This window comes from Microbacterium sediminicola (genome assembly GCF_039531125.1).
Classification (GTDB): Bacteria; Actinomycetota; Actinomycetes; order Actinomycetales; family Microbacteriaceae; genus Microbacterium; species Microbacterium sediminicola.
Map to the genome: position 1 here is coordinate 758,209 of NZ_BAAAPL010000002.1, position 14,740 is coordinate 772,948.

The window sequence follows — 14,740 nt, forward strand, 5'->3', positions numbered from 1 at the left end:
CGATAGACTGGGCGACGATTTTTAGGAGCCCCACACATGACTGAGACCCCCGCGCCGCAGGGAGCCCCCGCCGACACCGCCGAAGAAGACATCTTCGAGCAGAAGGCGGTGCGCCTGGGCAAGCGCGAGCGGCTGTTGGCCGAGCGGACGGATGCCGCCGGCGGCGCCTATCCGGTCAGTGTCCCGGTCACCGACACCATCGGTGCGCTGCGAGAGCGCTATGCGCACCTCGAGTCGGGCGAGGAAACCGAGGATGTGGCCGCTGTCGCCGGTCGCGTGGTGTTCAGCCGCAACACCGGCAAGCTCTGCTTCGCTTCGCTGCAGGCAGGCGATGGCAGCCGCATCCAGGCGATGGTGTCCCTCGCCGCGGTCGGCGAGGACTCGCTGCAGCGCTGGAAGGATCTCGTCGACCTCGGCGACCACGTCTTTGTGAGCGGTACGGTCATCTCCAGCCGCCGCGGTGAACTCTCGATCATGGTCTCGGACTGGCAGATCGCAGCCAAGGCCCTGCTGCCGCTGCCGAACATGTATGCCGAGCTCTCGGAGGAGAGTCGCGTGCGCAGCCGCTACCTCGACCTCATCGTCCGCGACCAGGCACGCGAGACGGTCGTCGCCCGCGCCACCGTCAACCGGAGTCTGCGCGACACCTTCGCGGCCCACGACTTCATCGAGGTGGAGACCCCGATGCTGCAGGTGCAGCACGGTGGGGCATCCGCGCGGCCCTTCGTCACGCACTCGAACGCCTTCGACACCGAGCTGTACCTGCGCATCGCGCCCGAGCTCTTCCTCAAGCGTGCCGTCGTCGGTGGCATCGACCGGCTGTTCGAGATCAACCGCAACTTCCGCAACGAGGGCGCCGACTCCACCCACAGCCCCGAGTTCGCGATGCTCGAGGCCTACCAGGCGTACTCGGACTACCACGGCATCGCCGACCTGACCCAGGAGCTCATCCAGAACGCGGCGATCGCGGTCGCCGGCTCCACGACCGTCACCTGGGCCGACGGTACGGTCTACGAGCTCGGCGGCCAGTGGGAGCGGCTGTCGATGTACGTCTCGCTGTCGGCGGCATCCGGGCGCACCATCACGCCGGAGACGTCGCTGGACGAGCTCCTGGCGCACGCCGCCGAAGTCGGGGTCGATGTGCCGAACAAGGTCGCCACCCACGGCAAGCTCGTGGAGGAGCTGTGGGAGCACTACGTCAAGCCGGGCCTGGACCGTCCCACCTTCGTCATGGACTTTCCGGTGGACACGAGCCCGCTCGTGCGCGAGCACCGCACAATTCCCGGCGTCGTCGAGAAGTGGGACCTGTATGTGCGCGGGTTCGAGCTGGCCACCGGCTACTCCGAGCTCGTCGACCCCGTCATCCAGCGTGAGCGCTTCGTCGAGCAGGCCAAGCTCGCCGCGCGCGGCGATGACGAAGCGATGCGCATCGACGAGGAGTTCCTGCGGGCGCTCGAGCACGGCATGCCCCCCACGGGCGGCATGGGCATGGGGATCGACCGCCTGCTCATGGCGATCACCGGGCTCGGCATCCGCGAGACGATCCTCTTCCCGCTCGTCAAATAGTCACGCGGCCGCGGGGTCGTCGTCGGTGTCGGTGCGACCGGTCTCGACCCCTTCTGTAGCATTGCCCACCTGGAACGCCCAGTCGGGAAGGTGCCCGGCCTGCACAAAGCTGAGCACGATCTCCGAGAGACCGTGCTCGGGTTCGATCTCGATCGCCTTCGTCGCGTAGATCCCGGCGTGCGTGGAACTGCCCAGGGCCCACGAGAGCCATCCGCAGACCGCCATCGGACCGGGGCGGGATTCGTCGGGAGCGAGGGAGGCGATGGTGCGGACCAGCGCGAGCGCGCGGGCCAACCGGTCCGGTGCCGGCTGCGGCCCCTCGCCCCACATCCGCATCGCGATTTCGGCCGGATAGTCGTCGCCGCCCTCCCACGCGAGCTGCGCCTCGGCGGCGACGTCTCCCGCGTCGAGCCCGTCCAGCCAGCAGATGAGCGCGATATCCCGCAGCGACGGGCGGCCGAGTGCCCATGCGGCGGTCGCGATCTCGAACGGGTCCAGCGTGTCCGGTTCGGCGCTGAGCAGACGGTCGAAGAACGACGGCACGTCCTGGAGGAAGCACGCGGCGGCGAGTGCGCGGGGGTCGATGCGTTCGGCACCGGCGATCGACGGCGTCTTCGCGCGCAGGAGGTCGATGGCTTCGCGCAGCGCCTCGATGGCCTGAGCGACAGTGGTGCGCAGCTCCGCCGATGCCGGCGGGAGATCCGCGCCCGACGCCTGGTCCCCCGCCGCAAGCGCGGGAACGCCGGGCAGGTCGTCGGTCGATGCGACCGCGCGCACGGCGCCGGGCTGCGCATACGACCCCCACCGGTCGCCGTGCACCCAGAGCGTGACGACGACGCGCACGCCGCAGGCGTCCGCACGCTGCTCGATCCTCTCGATGAGCGTCGGAGAGGGAAGATCCGACTCCGCGTAGATCACGATCGCGCACCCGTCCGCCTCGGGGATGCGACACACGAGCCCCAACATCGTCGCCGCGATCTCATCGATCGGAGCATCGTCCCGGGGAAGGTCGAGCCGCAGGGCGCCACGACTGCGGCCGCGGCGGAACGGGACCAGCACGATGCTCTCGCGCGGGACGAACCCGAGCATCCGTGGAACGAGCGAGAGGAAGTCGGCGCTTGACTGTGCTTTCACGACGGTGGTCATGCATCGAGGTTCGGCAGCGCGCGGTATCCGATCGCGAGCCGATCCTCCGCGCCGGGACAACCGCGCTCGCGGTCGACTTCGGGAGGAAGGAATCGCCGCGTATCCTGGAGGCATGGACGAATGGTGGGTCTCGGCGCTGTGGGCGATTCTGCCGACCATCGTCGTTCTCGGCCTCTTCTTCTACGTGCTGCGCAGTGCTGTCCGCGCGGACCGCAACGAGCGCCGCGCCTACGCCAAGATCGAGGCCGAAGAGCGCGCGAAGCGCGGGATGCCTCCGGCCACCGCCGCGTCCGAGTAGAGCTCGTGGTTCCCACTACGCTGGCTTCAGACGTAGTGGGCGGGGGAGTCGATGGATCTGGTTTCGTTGTCGACGTCGGGCGCGGTGGATGTCAACGTCGATTTCCCGGATGCAGCCGGCTGGTGGCTGCTGGCGGTCTTCGTCTTCGACATCACGGTGCGTGTCGCGGCGGTCATCATCGTGCCGCGCAACCGTCGTCCCACAGCAGCGATGGCGTGGCTGCTCGCGATCTACTTCATCCCTCTGGTGGGTGTATTGCTGTTCTGGCTCATCGGAACACCGCGCCTCCCCAAAAAGCGCCGCGATCATCAGGAGCAGATCAACCAGGCGTTGCGTGAGAACGGTGCGACCGTGTCGGTCGGGACGCTGCGGCCGGATGCTCCCAGCTGGTTCGACGGTCTGGTGGCGCTGAACACCAACCTCGGCGCGATGCCGCTGACCGGGGACAACCAGGCGACACTGATCTCGGAGTACCAGCAGAGCTTGGATGCCATGGCCGACGCGATCCGCGAGGCCAAGAACTACGTGCACGTCGAGTTCTACATCCTGCAGACGGATGCGTCCACCGACAACTTCTTCCGCGCACTCGAGGAAGTCGCGGCGCGGGGAGTGACCGTGCGTGTGCTGCTGGATCACTGGGCCAACCGGGGGAAGCCCTTCTACAAGAAGACCCTGCACAGACTGGACGCGATGGGCGCGCAGTGGCGGCTCATGCTCCCTGTGCTGCCGCTCAAGGGCAAGTGGCAGCGACCCGATCTGCGCAATCACCGCAAGCTGCTGGTTGTGGACGGCAACGTCGCGTTCGTGGGCTCCCAGAACGTCACCGACTCGACGTACAACCTCAAAAAGAACATCAAGCGCGGCCTGCATTGGGTCGATCTGATGGCGCGGGTCGAGGGGCCTGTGGTGTCGTCGGTGGACCTGGTCTTCATCTCGGATTGGTACAGCGAGACCGGCGAGATCCTCGCCGATCAGGTGGATCTTGAGAACGTCGCGTCCCTGGACGGGAATCTCGACTGCCAGATCGTCCCATCCGGGCCCGGGTTCGAGTACCAGAACAATCTCAAGCTGTTCATGAGCCTCCTGTTCGCGGCGCAGGAGAAGATCATCATCGTCAGTCCCTACTTTGTTCCCGAGGAGTCGCTGCTTGTCGCGCTGACCACGGCCTGCCAACGGGGCGTCCACGTCGAGCTGTTCGTCTCCGAGGAGGGCGACCAGGCGATGGTCTATCACGCGCAGCGCAGCTACTACGAGGCGCTGCTGCGGGCGGGCGTGACGATCTGGATGTACAAGAAGCCGTTCATCCTGCACTCCAAGAGTCTGACGATCGACGATGACGTCGCCGTGATCGGCTCGAGCAACATGGACATGCGATCCTTCGGCCTGAACCTCGAGGTCTCGATGATGGTGCGCGGTGAGGAATTCGTCGACGACATGCGCGCCGTCGAGGCTCAGTACCGCAGCCTCAGCCGCCAGCTCACGCTCGAGGAGTGGGAGAAGCAGCCGCTGCGCTCAACCGTCCTCGACAACCTCGCCCGTCTGACATCCGCACTGCAGTAGTCGCATCCGGCACAGCCACGCCGCAAAGGAGCCGCCCATGTCTCGCCGAATCCTTACCTCTCTCGCTGCCGCCGGCGTGCTCGCCCTCGGCCTGACCGGCTGCATCAGCGGTTCGGATGCGCCGTCCGGCCAACAGATCGACATCGAAGCGACCTGGCTCGATGACGGGCGCCTGATCGGGGTCGCCACCTCGGGCAGTAGCACCTGCATCCCCACCGCAGACAGCGCCGAGATCAACGACGCCGGGGATCTCGCCGTCACCTTCGTGGAGCCGGACGAGTCGACCCCCTGCACCGCCGACCTCGTCACCCGTATCACGCTGGTCACAGTGCCCGACGGCGTCGACCCGTCACAGGACCTGGAGATCTGGGTCACGAACGACGGCTACTACGGCAACGTCCTGCTTGCGGGTGTCGACGGTTTGGCAGGACCCGGGACGGAGACCGACTACCAGCCGAGTGCGGGCTGGTTCCAGCAGCAGGGGCAGTTCGGCATCCTCACCTGGGGTTCATCGGGATGCCCGCCCACGGTCGACACCGCGGAGGTGACCGCGCCCGGCGAGGTGACGGTCACGTTCGTCGACCCGCCCGCCGACCAGGCCTGCACGATGGACATGGCCCCGCGTACCACGACCGCCTTCGCCGACGGCCTGTCCGGCGAAACGGGCGTGCAGCTGATCCTCACCGGCGACTCGTTCGACACCACCATCACCATCAACGGCGCCAGCTCGTAGCATCCATCTCGCCCGGGTCCCGTTGGGCGGGAATCTCGCGGGCGTAGGAGATATCGCCACAACAGGATGGATGGTGGGCGTGTTGTCCTACCGCGGCGATTTCTCCTCCCTTCGCGAGAGGAGTTGCGGAGGTGGCATCGCGTGAAGAGCGGCGTGGATGCCGCGCCGCGACATCCGCGAGGTCGGATGTCTGCCCTGCCGTATGCCCCTGGCGAACACGGGCATACGGCTCTCGCGCCGTCGTTACTCTCGATGTACAGCGCCCGTCATGCGTTTCGTGCTCCTCCGGGAGGACCCGCGCCGGCCGAAGGAGTAGACGATGTTCGAGAGATTCACCGACCGTGCCCGTCGCGTGGTTGTGCTCGCCCAAGAAGAGGCGAAGATGCTCAACCACAACTACATCGGCACCGAGCACATCCTGCTGGGTCTGATCCACGAGGGTGAGGGCGTTGCAGCCAAGGCTCTCGAGTCGCTCGGCATCTCGCTGGATGCCGTCCGCGAGCAGGTCCAGGACATCATCGGTCAGGGTCAGCAGCAGCCCACCGGGCACATTCCCTTCACGCCGCGCGCGAAGAAGGTCCTCGAGCTGTCGTTGCGCGAGGCGCTGCAGCTCGGCCACAACTACATCGGCACCGAGCACATCCTGCTCGGCCTCATCCGCGAGGGCGAGGGCGTTGCCGCTCAGGTGCTCGTCAAGCTCGGCGCCGACCTCAACAAGGTGCGCCAGCAGGTCATCCAGTTGCTCTCGGGCTACCAGGGCAAGGAGCCCGCGGGCGTCGCGAGCGGTTCGGGCGAGCAAACCCAGGGCACCGCCCAGGGCGGTTCGCAGGTGCTGGATCAGTTCGGCCGCAACCTCACCCAGGCCGCGCGCGACAACAAGCTCGACCCGGTCATCGGTCGTGAGAAGGAGATCGAGCGGGTCATGCAGATCCTCTCGCGTCGCTCCAAGAACAACCCCGTGCTGATCGGTGAGCCCGGCGTAGGCAAGACCGCGGTCGTCGAGGGTCTTGCGCAGGCGATCGTGAAGGGCGATGTGCCCGAGACGCTGAAGGACAAGCAGCTCTACTCGCTCGACCTCGGCTCGCTGATCGCCGGCTCCCGCTACCGCGGTGACTTCGAAGAGCGTCTGAAGAAGGTCACCAAGGAGATCCGCACCCGCGGTGACATCATCGTCTTCATCGACGAGATCCACACGCTCGTCGGTGCGGGTGCCGCGGAGGGCGCGATCGACGCCGCATCCATCCTGAAGCCCCTGCTGGCGCGCGGTGAGCTGCAGACGATCGGTGCGACGACGCTCGATGAGTACCGCAAGCACTTCGAGAAGGATGCCGCGCTCGAGCGCCGCTTCCAGCCGATTCAGGTCGCAGAGCCGAGCCTGCCCCACGCGATCAACATCCTGAAGGGGCTGCGCGACCGCTACGAGGCGCACCACAAGGTGCAGATCACGGATGGCGCGATCGTGGCCGCCGCGAACCTTGCCGACCGCTACATCAGCGACCGGTTCTTGCCGGACAAGGCCATCGACCTGATCGACGAGGCCGGCGCCCGCCTGCGCCTGTCGATCCTGTCGAGCCCGCCACAGCTGCGCGAGTTCGACGAGAAGATCGCCAAGGTGCGCGAGCAGAAGGAAGCCGCGTCCGAAGAGCAGGACTTCGAGAAGGCCGCTGCCCTGCGCGACGAGGAGAAGAGCCTGCTCGCGGAGCGCCTGCGCCTCGAGAAGCAGTGGCGTGCCGGCGAGGTCTCCTCGCCCGCGGTCGTGGATGAGGGGCTGATCGCCGAGGTCCTCGCTCAGGCGACCGGCATCCCGGTGTTCAAGCTCACCGAGGAAGAGTCCAGCCGCCTCGTCTTCATGGAGAAGGCGCTGCACCAGCGCGTCATCGGCCAGGAAGAGGCGATCGCCGCCCTCTCCAAGACGATCCGTCGCCAGCGTGCGGGCCTCAAGGACCCGAAGCGCCCCTCGGGCTCGTTCATCTTCGCCGGCCCCACCGGTGTCGGAAAGACCGAGCTGGCCAAGGCGCTCGCCGAGTTCCTCTTCGACGACGAGGGTGCGCTGATCTCGCTCGACATGAGCGAGTTCGGCGAGAAGCACACCGTCTCGCGTCTGTTCGGTGCCCCTCCCGGCTTCGTCGGGTTCGAAGAGGGCGGCCAGCTCACCGAGAAGGTCCGCCGCAAGCCGTTCTCGGTGGTCCTGTTCGATGAGATCGAGAAGGCGCACCCCGACATCTTCAACTCGCTGCTGCAGATTCTTGAAGAGGGCCGTCTGACCGACGGTCAGGGGCGCATCGTCGACTTCAAGAACACCGTCATCATCATGACCACGAACCTCGGTTCGCAGGCCATCGCCGGCGGCCCGGTCGGGTTCCAGGTCGAGGGCGACACCTCCACGACGTACGACCGGATGAAGGGCAAGGTCAACGAAGAGCTCAAGCGCCACTTCAAGCCCGAGTTCCTCAACCGCGTCGACGACATCATCGTGTTCCCGCAGCTCGACAAGGATGAGCTCCGCCAGATCGTGGACCTGTTCACCAAGCGCCTGGGAGAGCGTCTGCTCGACCGTGACATGACGATCGAGCTGTCGCTGGCCGCCAAGGATCGCCTCATCGAGGTCGGGTTCGACCCGGCACTCGGGGCTCGCCCCCTGCGTCGCGCGATGCAGCACGAGATCGAGGATCACCTCAGTGAGAAGATCCTGCACGGCGAGCTCAACCCGGGCGACCACGTGAAGGTGGATGCCGTCGACGGTGAGTTCCTGTTCGAGCACGGTCCGCGCGGCGAGAAGGTCGCGGTGGGCGTGGTCACGGGCGGCGAGATCACCGCAACCCCCGACCTCACGATCACCTCGGACTGATCACGCGGTTCCCAGAGGGGGCGGATGCTTCGGCATCCGCCCCCTCTGCTGTCGGCACCGGTGGTTCTAGGCTGGGGGGATGACTGAGTTCACGGTGCGCGGCGCGCGCACGGCGGATGTGCGTGGCATCCAGGCGATGCTCGAGCCGTGGGTGCAGCGCCGGATCCTGCTCGGCAAGGACCTTGTCGTCCTCTTCGAATCGGTGCAGCAGTTCGTCGTGGCGGAGAACGCCGACGGTGAACTCGTCGGATGCGGTGCCCTGCACATCATGTGGGAGGACCTGGGCGAGGTGCGCACGCTGATCGTCGCCGAGGGCTGGCTGCACCGCGGCGTCGGTCGCGCGATCGTCGAGCAGCTGGAGCGCAACGCTCGCGAACTCGGTCTGACGCGCCTGTTCTGTCTCACCTTCGAGGTCGACTTCTTCACCGCTCGCGGGTTCACCCCGATCGGCGAGCAGGTTGTGGATCCGGACGTCTATACCCAGCTGATCCGCTCGCCTGACGAAGGCATCGCCGAGTTCCTCGACCTCGCGCATGTGAAACCGAATACGCTCGGCAACACGAGGATGCTCAAGATCCTGGACTGAGAGGCGTCGATGAAGACCATCTATTCGCGGGTGCGGACCGCGCTGGTGGTGGTCATCGTGGTGTCGTACTCCATTGCCGCCGTGGCAGGCATCCTGGTGTTGCTGGGTGGCTCAGAGGGCGAGTTCGTCTGGAAGATCCTTTCGACGACAGCGATCGTCGGTGCGTTCAGCGTGGCAACGCTCGCCTGCGTCGCGCTGTGGGGACGTGCCGCGCAGCTGTTCGGCGCGATCGGGGTTGCCGTCACGGTTGCGTCGGCGGCGCTCGCGATCACGCTGGTCTGGCTGGACCGCGATGCCGGTGAGACGGTGTCGCGCCTCCTCGTCACGGGCATCCTTCTCTCGGCGGCCTGGGCGCTGGCATCCCTCCTGCTGCTGCTCGTCACGCGGCAGCGTCCCGCCGTGCGATGGGGATTGGTCGCGACGCTTGCGGTCATCGCTGTGATGACCCTCATCGCCGTGCTGGGAGTGTGGTGGGACGATCTGTCCGGGTGGGAGGACTATCCGCGGATCCTCGGGGTGTTCGGCATCCTCGCGGCCCTTGGAGTCGTGGTCGTGCCGGTGCTCGCCCTGCTCATGCCGGACACCCCGCGAGAGAGTGCGGGTCTTCCGCCCGCGCTCGCCGCCCAGCTCACCGCTGCGGCCGCGCGCCGCGGGATCACGGTGGACGAGTTGGTCGCACCGGTTCTTGTGGAGCCGGCACCTGATCCAGGCCAGCCGACATAGGCTGGGGGTATGAGCTCACCGTCGCCGCGCCGCCGCCACTCCAAGGCGGTGTATCGGCGACGGCGGCTGCTGGTGCTGCTCGGTCTCGTCTTGCTGATTGTCGGCATCGTGTGGCTTGTGATCGCGCAGCCCTGGGCGAGTTCCGCGAGCCTGACGAGCGTTCCCGCCCCCAGCGCCTCGGCATCCGCGTCTCCGACGTCGTCGGCGACGCCTGCTGTCACGATGGATGTCGCCGCCCAACCCGAGGGGGATGAGGCAGCGGCCGAGCCCACCGCCACCGACAGCGCCGCGCCCGGGTGCACACGCAGCGATGTGGTCGTCGAACCGCTCACCGATCAGGACACCTACGCGTCGGGGCAGAACCCACAGCTGTCGATCCGTCTCACCAACACGAGCGACGCGGACTGCACGATCAACGTCGGAACGACCACGCAGGTGTTCACGATCACCAGTGGCGACGACACCTGGTGGCGCAGCACCGACTGTCAGAGTGAGCCGAGCGACATGATCGTCACGCTCGCCGCCGGCCAGTCGGTGACGAGCGCGACCCCACTCGAGTGGGACCGCACCCGGTCTTCCGTGGACACCTGCGACAGTGACAGCCGCCCGGTTGCGTCAGGGGGCGGTGCGTCGTACCACCTGTCGGTCGAGATCGGCGGTGTGCCCTCGGGCACCACCACGCAGTTCCTGCTCTACTGAGCCCCGCCCCTCGCCGAGTTGCACTTCGCCTCGCCGAGTTGCACCTCCTCTCGCCGAGTTGCAGCACGAGTCCCGCCCCGAACTACGCTTGGGGGATGGCCAGGCGCGACAAGAAGCCCCTTGAGTTCCGCAACACCTCCCTCGGGGATGCGCTGCAGACCCAGGACATGGCCGCCGTCGCCTTCGCCCTCCGCCACGGGCCGACCGTCGTGCCGCTCATGAAGCCCGGCCAGCGGGACAATCCGTTGGATGTCGGTGAGGTGTGGACCTTCCGCGACCCGAACACCGGACAGGTCGCGCTACTGCTGTTCAGCGATGCCGCGCACAAGCCGGCGACGCTGCCGCCGGCGGTCGCGCTCATGCCGTCCGCGAGCCTGCGGCAGTTCCTCGGGACGCACGGTGAGGAGATCACCACGGTGTTCTTCGATATCGCAGGCCCCCACCCCATGCAGGCGACGCCCGCCGACCTCATCGCCGCGCTCGACGCCTGAATCCGGTCAGGCGGGTGCGGATGCCTCCAGCACCGCGTTACCGATGACCTCCTGCGAGAACGGCACGGAGTACGCCATCAGAGCGCCCGCCTGCGCGTCGCGGAACACGCGTTGGATCGGCGAGGTCACCAGGTACGAGCCGCCGCCGCCGACCCGAACGGCTTCTGCGGCCGCCTTCTTGGCGAGCTCGTTGGCGAGCATCTTCGACTCGGTCGCCGCCGCCATCGCCTCGGTCGAACGCTGATCTGCCAGCCACGCGACCCGTTCGGCCAGCAGCAGGACCGCCTGGGTCTCGGTCCAGAGCAGGCCCGTTTCCATCTTCACCCACTGGGCGTCGGCGAGAGCGGGCGCGGGTCCCTTCTTCGTGTGCGCGGATGCCGTGAGCAGGTCGAGCGCCGATTCGGCGATGCCGAGTGAGAGGAACGCGAAGGCCACCGTGATGAGGTTGGCGTAGTCAATCGGCGGGATGCCGCACAGGCGGGAGGCCAGCAGCGGCGTCTCGGCGAACTCCACGGTGCGGCTGCGTGTGGCGCGCATCCCCATCGTCTCCTGGATCGGCGGGAAGGAGACGGTGTCATCGACGGTGACGCCGAAGAAGGCCGGGTTGCCGTCGACGCGCGAGTTCAGGAAGAAGTAGTCGGCAATCTCGGACCCCGAGATGAAGAGCTTGCGGCCCGTGAGCGCCCAGCCGGCGGCGGTGGGGGACGCATCCTGCTGAGAGGCGAGGAAGAGGTTTCCTCCCGCGGGCTCCGACAGGGCGTTGGCGAAGCGCTTGCCCGCCCGCAGCTCGGCGGCGAAGAACGCACCCTCTTCGGGGGACGACAGCGTCACCAGGGCGTGGGCCGCACCGATGTGCATGAGCCAGACCGTGGCGAGGGCCGGGTGGACGGTCGCGAGCGTCCGCACGATGTTGACCAGCGTCACGTACGAGAGCCCGTCTCCACCGTGCTCGACCGGGAGGAACGCCGCGTCGAGTCCGGTCGCGTGCAGCGCCTGGAGATGTTCGATCGGCAGTCGCGCGCCGGCATCGTCATCGGCGACGGTCGCGGCGAACTGCGGCGCGAGGCCCGCGACCGCATCCACCCATTGCTGTTCGGCGGCAGGGACGGTGAACGGTGTCGGGCGAGTGAACATTGCGGATCTCTTTCGGTCGAGGATCAGGCGTCGGGGGTGGCGTCGCCGGCGCGGTGCGCGTGTCCGCACACACCGGCATGTCCCGGCAGCAGCACATCGACGAACGACTGGGTCGTGGTGTCGATCAGGCCCCGCTCGGTCACGCCCAGGTCGGGCACGACGTACAGACCCACGAACGACAGGATGATGTACGGCGAGGGGATGGCGCAGCCGAGCGCGTGGGTCGCGCGGTGCGCCGCATCCAGATCTTTGGCGGTCTCTTCCCACGGCGCGGCGCTCATCATCCCGCCGACAGGGAGATCCACCCGTGCGATGACCTCGCCGTCGGCCACGGTGACGAACCCGCCGCCGGTGCGCGCCAGCTCCTGCACCGCGAGGGCCATGGATGCGTCGTCCGCGCCGACGACGGCGATGTTCATGTTCGGGCAGTTCATCGTGATGGCGATGGCGCCCTGCCGCAGCCCGAAGCCGCGCACGAAGCCGATCCCGACCTCGCCGGAGGCGTGGTGGCGATCGACCACGGCGATCTTCAAGACATCGGTGTCGGCATCCGGCTGGACGAGGCCGCCATCGACAGCGAGAGTCGCCTCGAACTCGCGCTTGAAGTAGCCGTTGTACATCTCCATCGCCCGCACACACGCCTGCGTGGCGCCTGCGGGCGCGGCAACGGTGAACATGTCAGGGGTGATGTCGCCGACGTGGACGGTGCCCCGCACCCAGTCCGGCAGCGGGTCCGTGTTCTCGAACAGCGCGGCGCCGTCGCGCGCGACGACCGAGCCGGCAACGAGCACGGTGCTCGGCCGTGCGTCTGCGAGATCGGGGATGATCTGGATGTCGGCGAGTCGCGACGGCGCGAGAAGCCCGACCACCTGGTCGAGGCGGTAATGGTGCGCCGGGTGGATCGTAGCCATCCGGTAGGCCAGCTGCGGGTCGACGCCGAAGCGGATCGCCTGGCGTACGTGGTGGTCGATGTGGCCCTGCGTTGACAGGTCCCACGCGTGCTTGTCGTCGGCGCAGAAGCTGAGGCTGCGAAGGGCCGGGGCGATGGCATCCAGATCGGCGAACAGCGGCACGGTGTTGTCGACGAGCGAGGACCCCATGATCGTGACCATCGCGCCCAGGCGCGTGCGCTCGAGAACCTCGTCGATCGTGGCGGCGTTGTGGTCGTCACCGACGCCTGCGGCCAGATACCCCCAGAGCGACTCGTGGGTCTGCGCTGCGGTGTGCCCGGTGACGCGCTTTCCGGCTGCCAGCGCCTCCCGGAATCGGCCGGTCGAGCGCTCGCCGTAGTCGAACGGGTTACCCTCGCCCAGGGTCACGGTGTTGTCATCCCACAGGCGTGCGCGCACCGTCTCCTCGGGGATCACGGCGCCACCACGTTCGAGGATGTCGGAGGCCGGGGTGGTGGGGGAGACCTGCTGGAAGATGTGCAGCGGGGTGTCGGTGGACAGCAGGAAGTCCATACCGCGCGCACCCCAGACGTTCGCCGCGCCGTTCGGGTCGGTGAGGACCGTCGTGGTGCCGCGCGGCACCGACAGGCGCGCGAGCGCACCGGGGGTGAGGTTCGTGTACTCGATGTGCAGGTGGGCGTCGATGAAACCCGGGACGACATACGAGCCGGTGGCGTCGATCTCCTCCCCGGCCTCGGTGACGTGGCCCCAGGGGGTGAGGGTCGCGATGTGGCGTCCGGCGACCAGGATGTCGCGCTCAAGCCACTCCTCGGTGCCGGGGGACTGCGCAAGACCGCCGCGGATGATGACATCGGGCATTGTGTGCCCGGCGGCGACGGCGCGGATGTGCATGAGCTCCGCGGTCGTGGGGGTGAGGTCGGTCAGCATCGTCATGCGGTCACCTCTGCTGCGGTGGATGCTGTGACGACAGCCTCCAGCTCGGTCAGCAGGTCACGCTTCAGGTCGTCGTCGGCGAAGGAGGCCTCGAGAGAACGACGGGCGAACCCCACCATGTCGTCGTGGGAGAAGCCGAACTGGTCGGCGGCCACTGCCCAGTCGGCCTCGAGCGAGGTGCCCATCGGGGCAGGGTCGTCGGTGTTGAGCGTGACCCGTACGCCGGCCGCCAGCAGGCGCGGGAGCGGATGCGATGCCCAGCCGTCGTAGATGCCGAGGGTGATGTTGGATCGGGGACACACGCCCAGGCTGACGCCGTCCGCGATCAGGCGCGCGATGAGGGCGTCGTCCTCGATCGCCCGCACGCCGTGGTCGATGCGCTCGGCCTGCAGCAGGTCGATCGCATCCCACACGCCCTCCGGGCCGCTCGACTCCCCGGCATGGACCGTGCGATGAAGTCCCGCGCTCGCCGCGATCGCGAAGGCGTTCTGGAACTTCTCGCCCGTGCGGCCGGTGGTCTTCTCATCGCCGTCCACCGAGAGTGCGACGACCCGGCGCAGGGATGCGTCGGCCAGGCGCGCGACGGCGTCTTCGGCATCGGCCGCTGTCTGGCCGCGGAGCAGCGAATATGCGATGCCGACACGGCAGAGGCCGTCCTGTTCGGCTTCGTCGAACCCGGCGGACAGCGCATCCATCAGCGCGAGGTCGCGGCCCCGCCAGGCGTTCCAGTGGGTGGGGTTGACGATGACATCCGAGTACCGCACGCCGGACGCACTCTGGCGGGCGGCGAAGGCGTAGGCCACGCGGGCAGCCTGCTCCGGCGTGCGGACGAGGCCGCACTGCCAGTCGAGGAAGCGAAGGAAACCCGACAGTCCCGCCGAGCCGGTTCCCGTGCCGCCGCCGGTGGTGACCTCGGGAGTCTCGAAGTCCGTGTGGGTGGAGATGTCGAAGAGGGTTGCGGCCGGTCCCGGCAGGGCGACGCCGTTCTCCTTGGCGAGGGTGAGCAGGTCGATGAGCGAGAAGGTGCCCTCGAGATGGACGTGCACTTCTGCCTTCGGGAGCGCGCGGATCGTCTGCTCATCGATGCGTGCGGGCGCGATGCTCACGGTGGG

Annotated in this window: 13 protein-coding genes; 9 read left to right on the plus strand and 4 right to left on the minus strand. The window is 67.7% G+C overall.

Annotated features, from left to right (window positions below):
* The first annotated feature begins 36 nt into the window (after window positions 1-36).
* A complete protein-coding gene (lysS, locus tag ABD206_RS12150) occupies window positions 37-1,566 on the plus strand; it encodes a lysine--tRNA ligase (RefSeq protein ID WP_344072920.1) in 1,530 nt (509 codons plus the stop codon).
* Here lysS and ABD206_RS12155 read toward each other — a convergent pair whose 3' ends face one another.
* On the minus strand, window positions 1,567-2,712 hold the full coding sequence (locus ABD206_RS12155; RefSeq protein WP_344072922.1) for a DUF4192 domain-containing protein: 1,146 nt from the start codon (window positions 2,710-2,712) through the stop codon (window positions 1,567-1,569). It abuts the gene before it with no gap.
* A 112-nt stretch (window positions 2,713-2,824) separates the two neighbouring features.
* On the opposite strand from ABD206_RS12155, the gene ABD206_RS12160 reads away from it, so the two are divergent.
* From ABD206_RS12160 to ABD206_RS12195, 8 genes are all read left to right on the plus strand, one after another.
* Complete coding sequence (locus tag ABD206_RS12160; protein WP_344072924.1) at window positions 2,825-3,010, plus strand: hypothetical protein; 186 nt, start codon at window positions 2,825-2,827, stop codon at window positions 3,008-3,010.
* 51 nt (window positions 3,011-3,061) lie between these two features.
* Window positions 3,062-4,570 carry a cardiolipin synthase gene (cls, locus tag ABD206_RS12165; RefSeq protein ID WP_344072926.1) on the plus strand — a complete coding sequence of 503 codons (1,509 nt, stop codon included), beginning with the start codon at window positions 3,062-3,064 and terminating at the stop codon, window positions 4,568-4,570.
* A 37-nt stretch (window positions 4,571-4,607) separates the two neighbouring features.
* The gene (locus ABD206_RS12170) at window positions 4,608-5,303 is read left to right on the plus strand and encodes a hypothetical protein (protein ID WP_344072929.1); all 696 of its coding nucleotides are present in this window, start codon (window positions 4,608-4,610) and stop codon (window positions 5,301-5,303) included.
* A gap of 319 nt (window positions 5,304-5,622) precedes the next feature.
* Complete coding sequence (locus ABD206_RS12175) at window positions 5,623-8,151, plus strand: ATP-dependent Clp protease ATP-binding subunit (RefSeq protein WP_344072931.1); 2,529 nt, start codon at window positions 5,623-5,625, stop codon at window positions 8,149-8,151.
* Window positions 8,152-8,230: 79 nt separating this feature from the next.
* A complete protein-coding gene (locus tag ABD206_RS12180) occupies window positions 8,231-8,737 on the plus strand; it encodes an amino-acid N-acetyltransferase (RefSeq protein WP_344072933.1) in 507 nt (168 codons plus the stop codon).
* 9 nt (window positions 8,738-8,746) lie between these two features.
* On the plus strand, window positions 8,747-9,460 hold the full coding sequence (locus ABD206_RS12185; protein ID WP_344072935.1) for a hypothetical protein: 714 nt from the start codon (window positions 8,747-8,749) through the stop codon (window positions 9,458-9,460).
* Window positions 9,461-9,469: 9 nt separating this feature from the next.
* On the plus strand, window positions 9,470-10,159 hold the full coding sequence (locus tag ABD206_RS12190) for a hypothetical protein (RefSeq protein ID WP_344072938.1): 690 nt from the start codon (window positions 9,470-9,472) through the stop codon (window positions 10,157-10,159).
* A gap of 95 nt (window positions 10,160-10,254) precedes the next feature.
* Window positions 10,255-10,650, plus strand: a complete 396-nt coding sequence (locus tag ABD206_RS12195) for a dehydrogenase (RefSeq protein ID WP_344072940.1) — start codon at window positions 10,255-10,257, stop codon at window positions 10,648-10,650.
* A 6-nt stretch (window positions 10,651-10,656) separates the two neighbouring features.
* Here ABD206_RS12195 and ABD206_RS12200 read toward each other — a convergent pair whose 3' ends face one another.
* Genes ABD206_RS12200 through add form a run of 3 tightly spaced genes read right to left on the minus strand, consistent with a single transcriptional unit; the run spans window position 10,657 to window position 14,734 of the window.
* Window positions 10,657-11,784: an acyl-CoA dehydrogenase family protein gene (locus tag ABD206_RS12200; RefSeq protein WP_344072942.1), complete on the minus strand. Its 1,128-nt coding sequence runs from the start codon at window positions 11,782-11,784 to the stop codon at window positions 10,657-10,659.
* Between the two features lie 23 nt (window positions 11,785-11,807).
* A complete protein-coding gene (locus ABD206_RS12205) occupies window positions 11,808-13,628 on the minus strand; it encodes an adenine deaminase C-terminal domain-containing protein (protein WP_344072944.1) in 1,821 nt (606 codons plus the stop codon).
* Complete coding sequence (gene add / locus ABD206_RS12210; RefSeq protein WP_344072946.1) at window positions 13,625-14,734, minus strand: adenosine deaminase; 1,110 nt, start codon at window positions 14,732-14,734, stop codon at window positions 13,625-13,627. The genes ABD206_RS12205 and add overlap by 4 nt, the downstream gene beginning before the upstream one ends.
* Window positions 14,735-14,740: the final 6 nt, after the last annotated feature.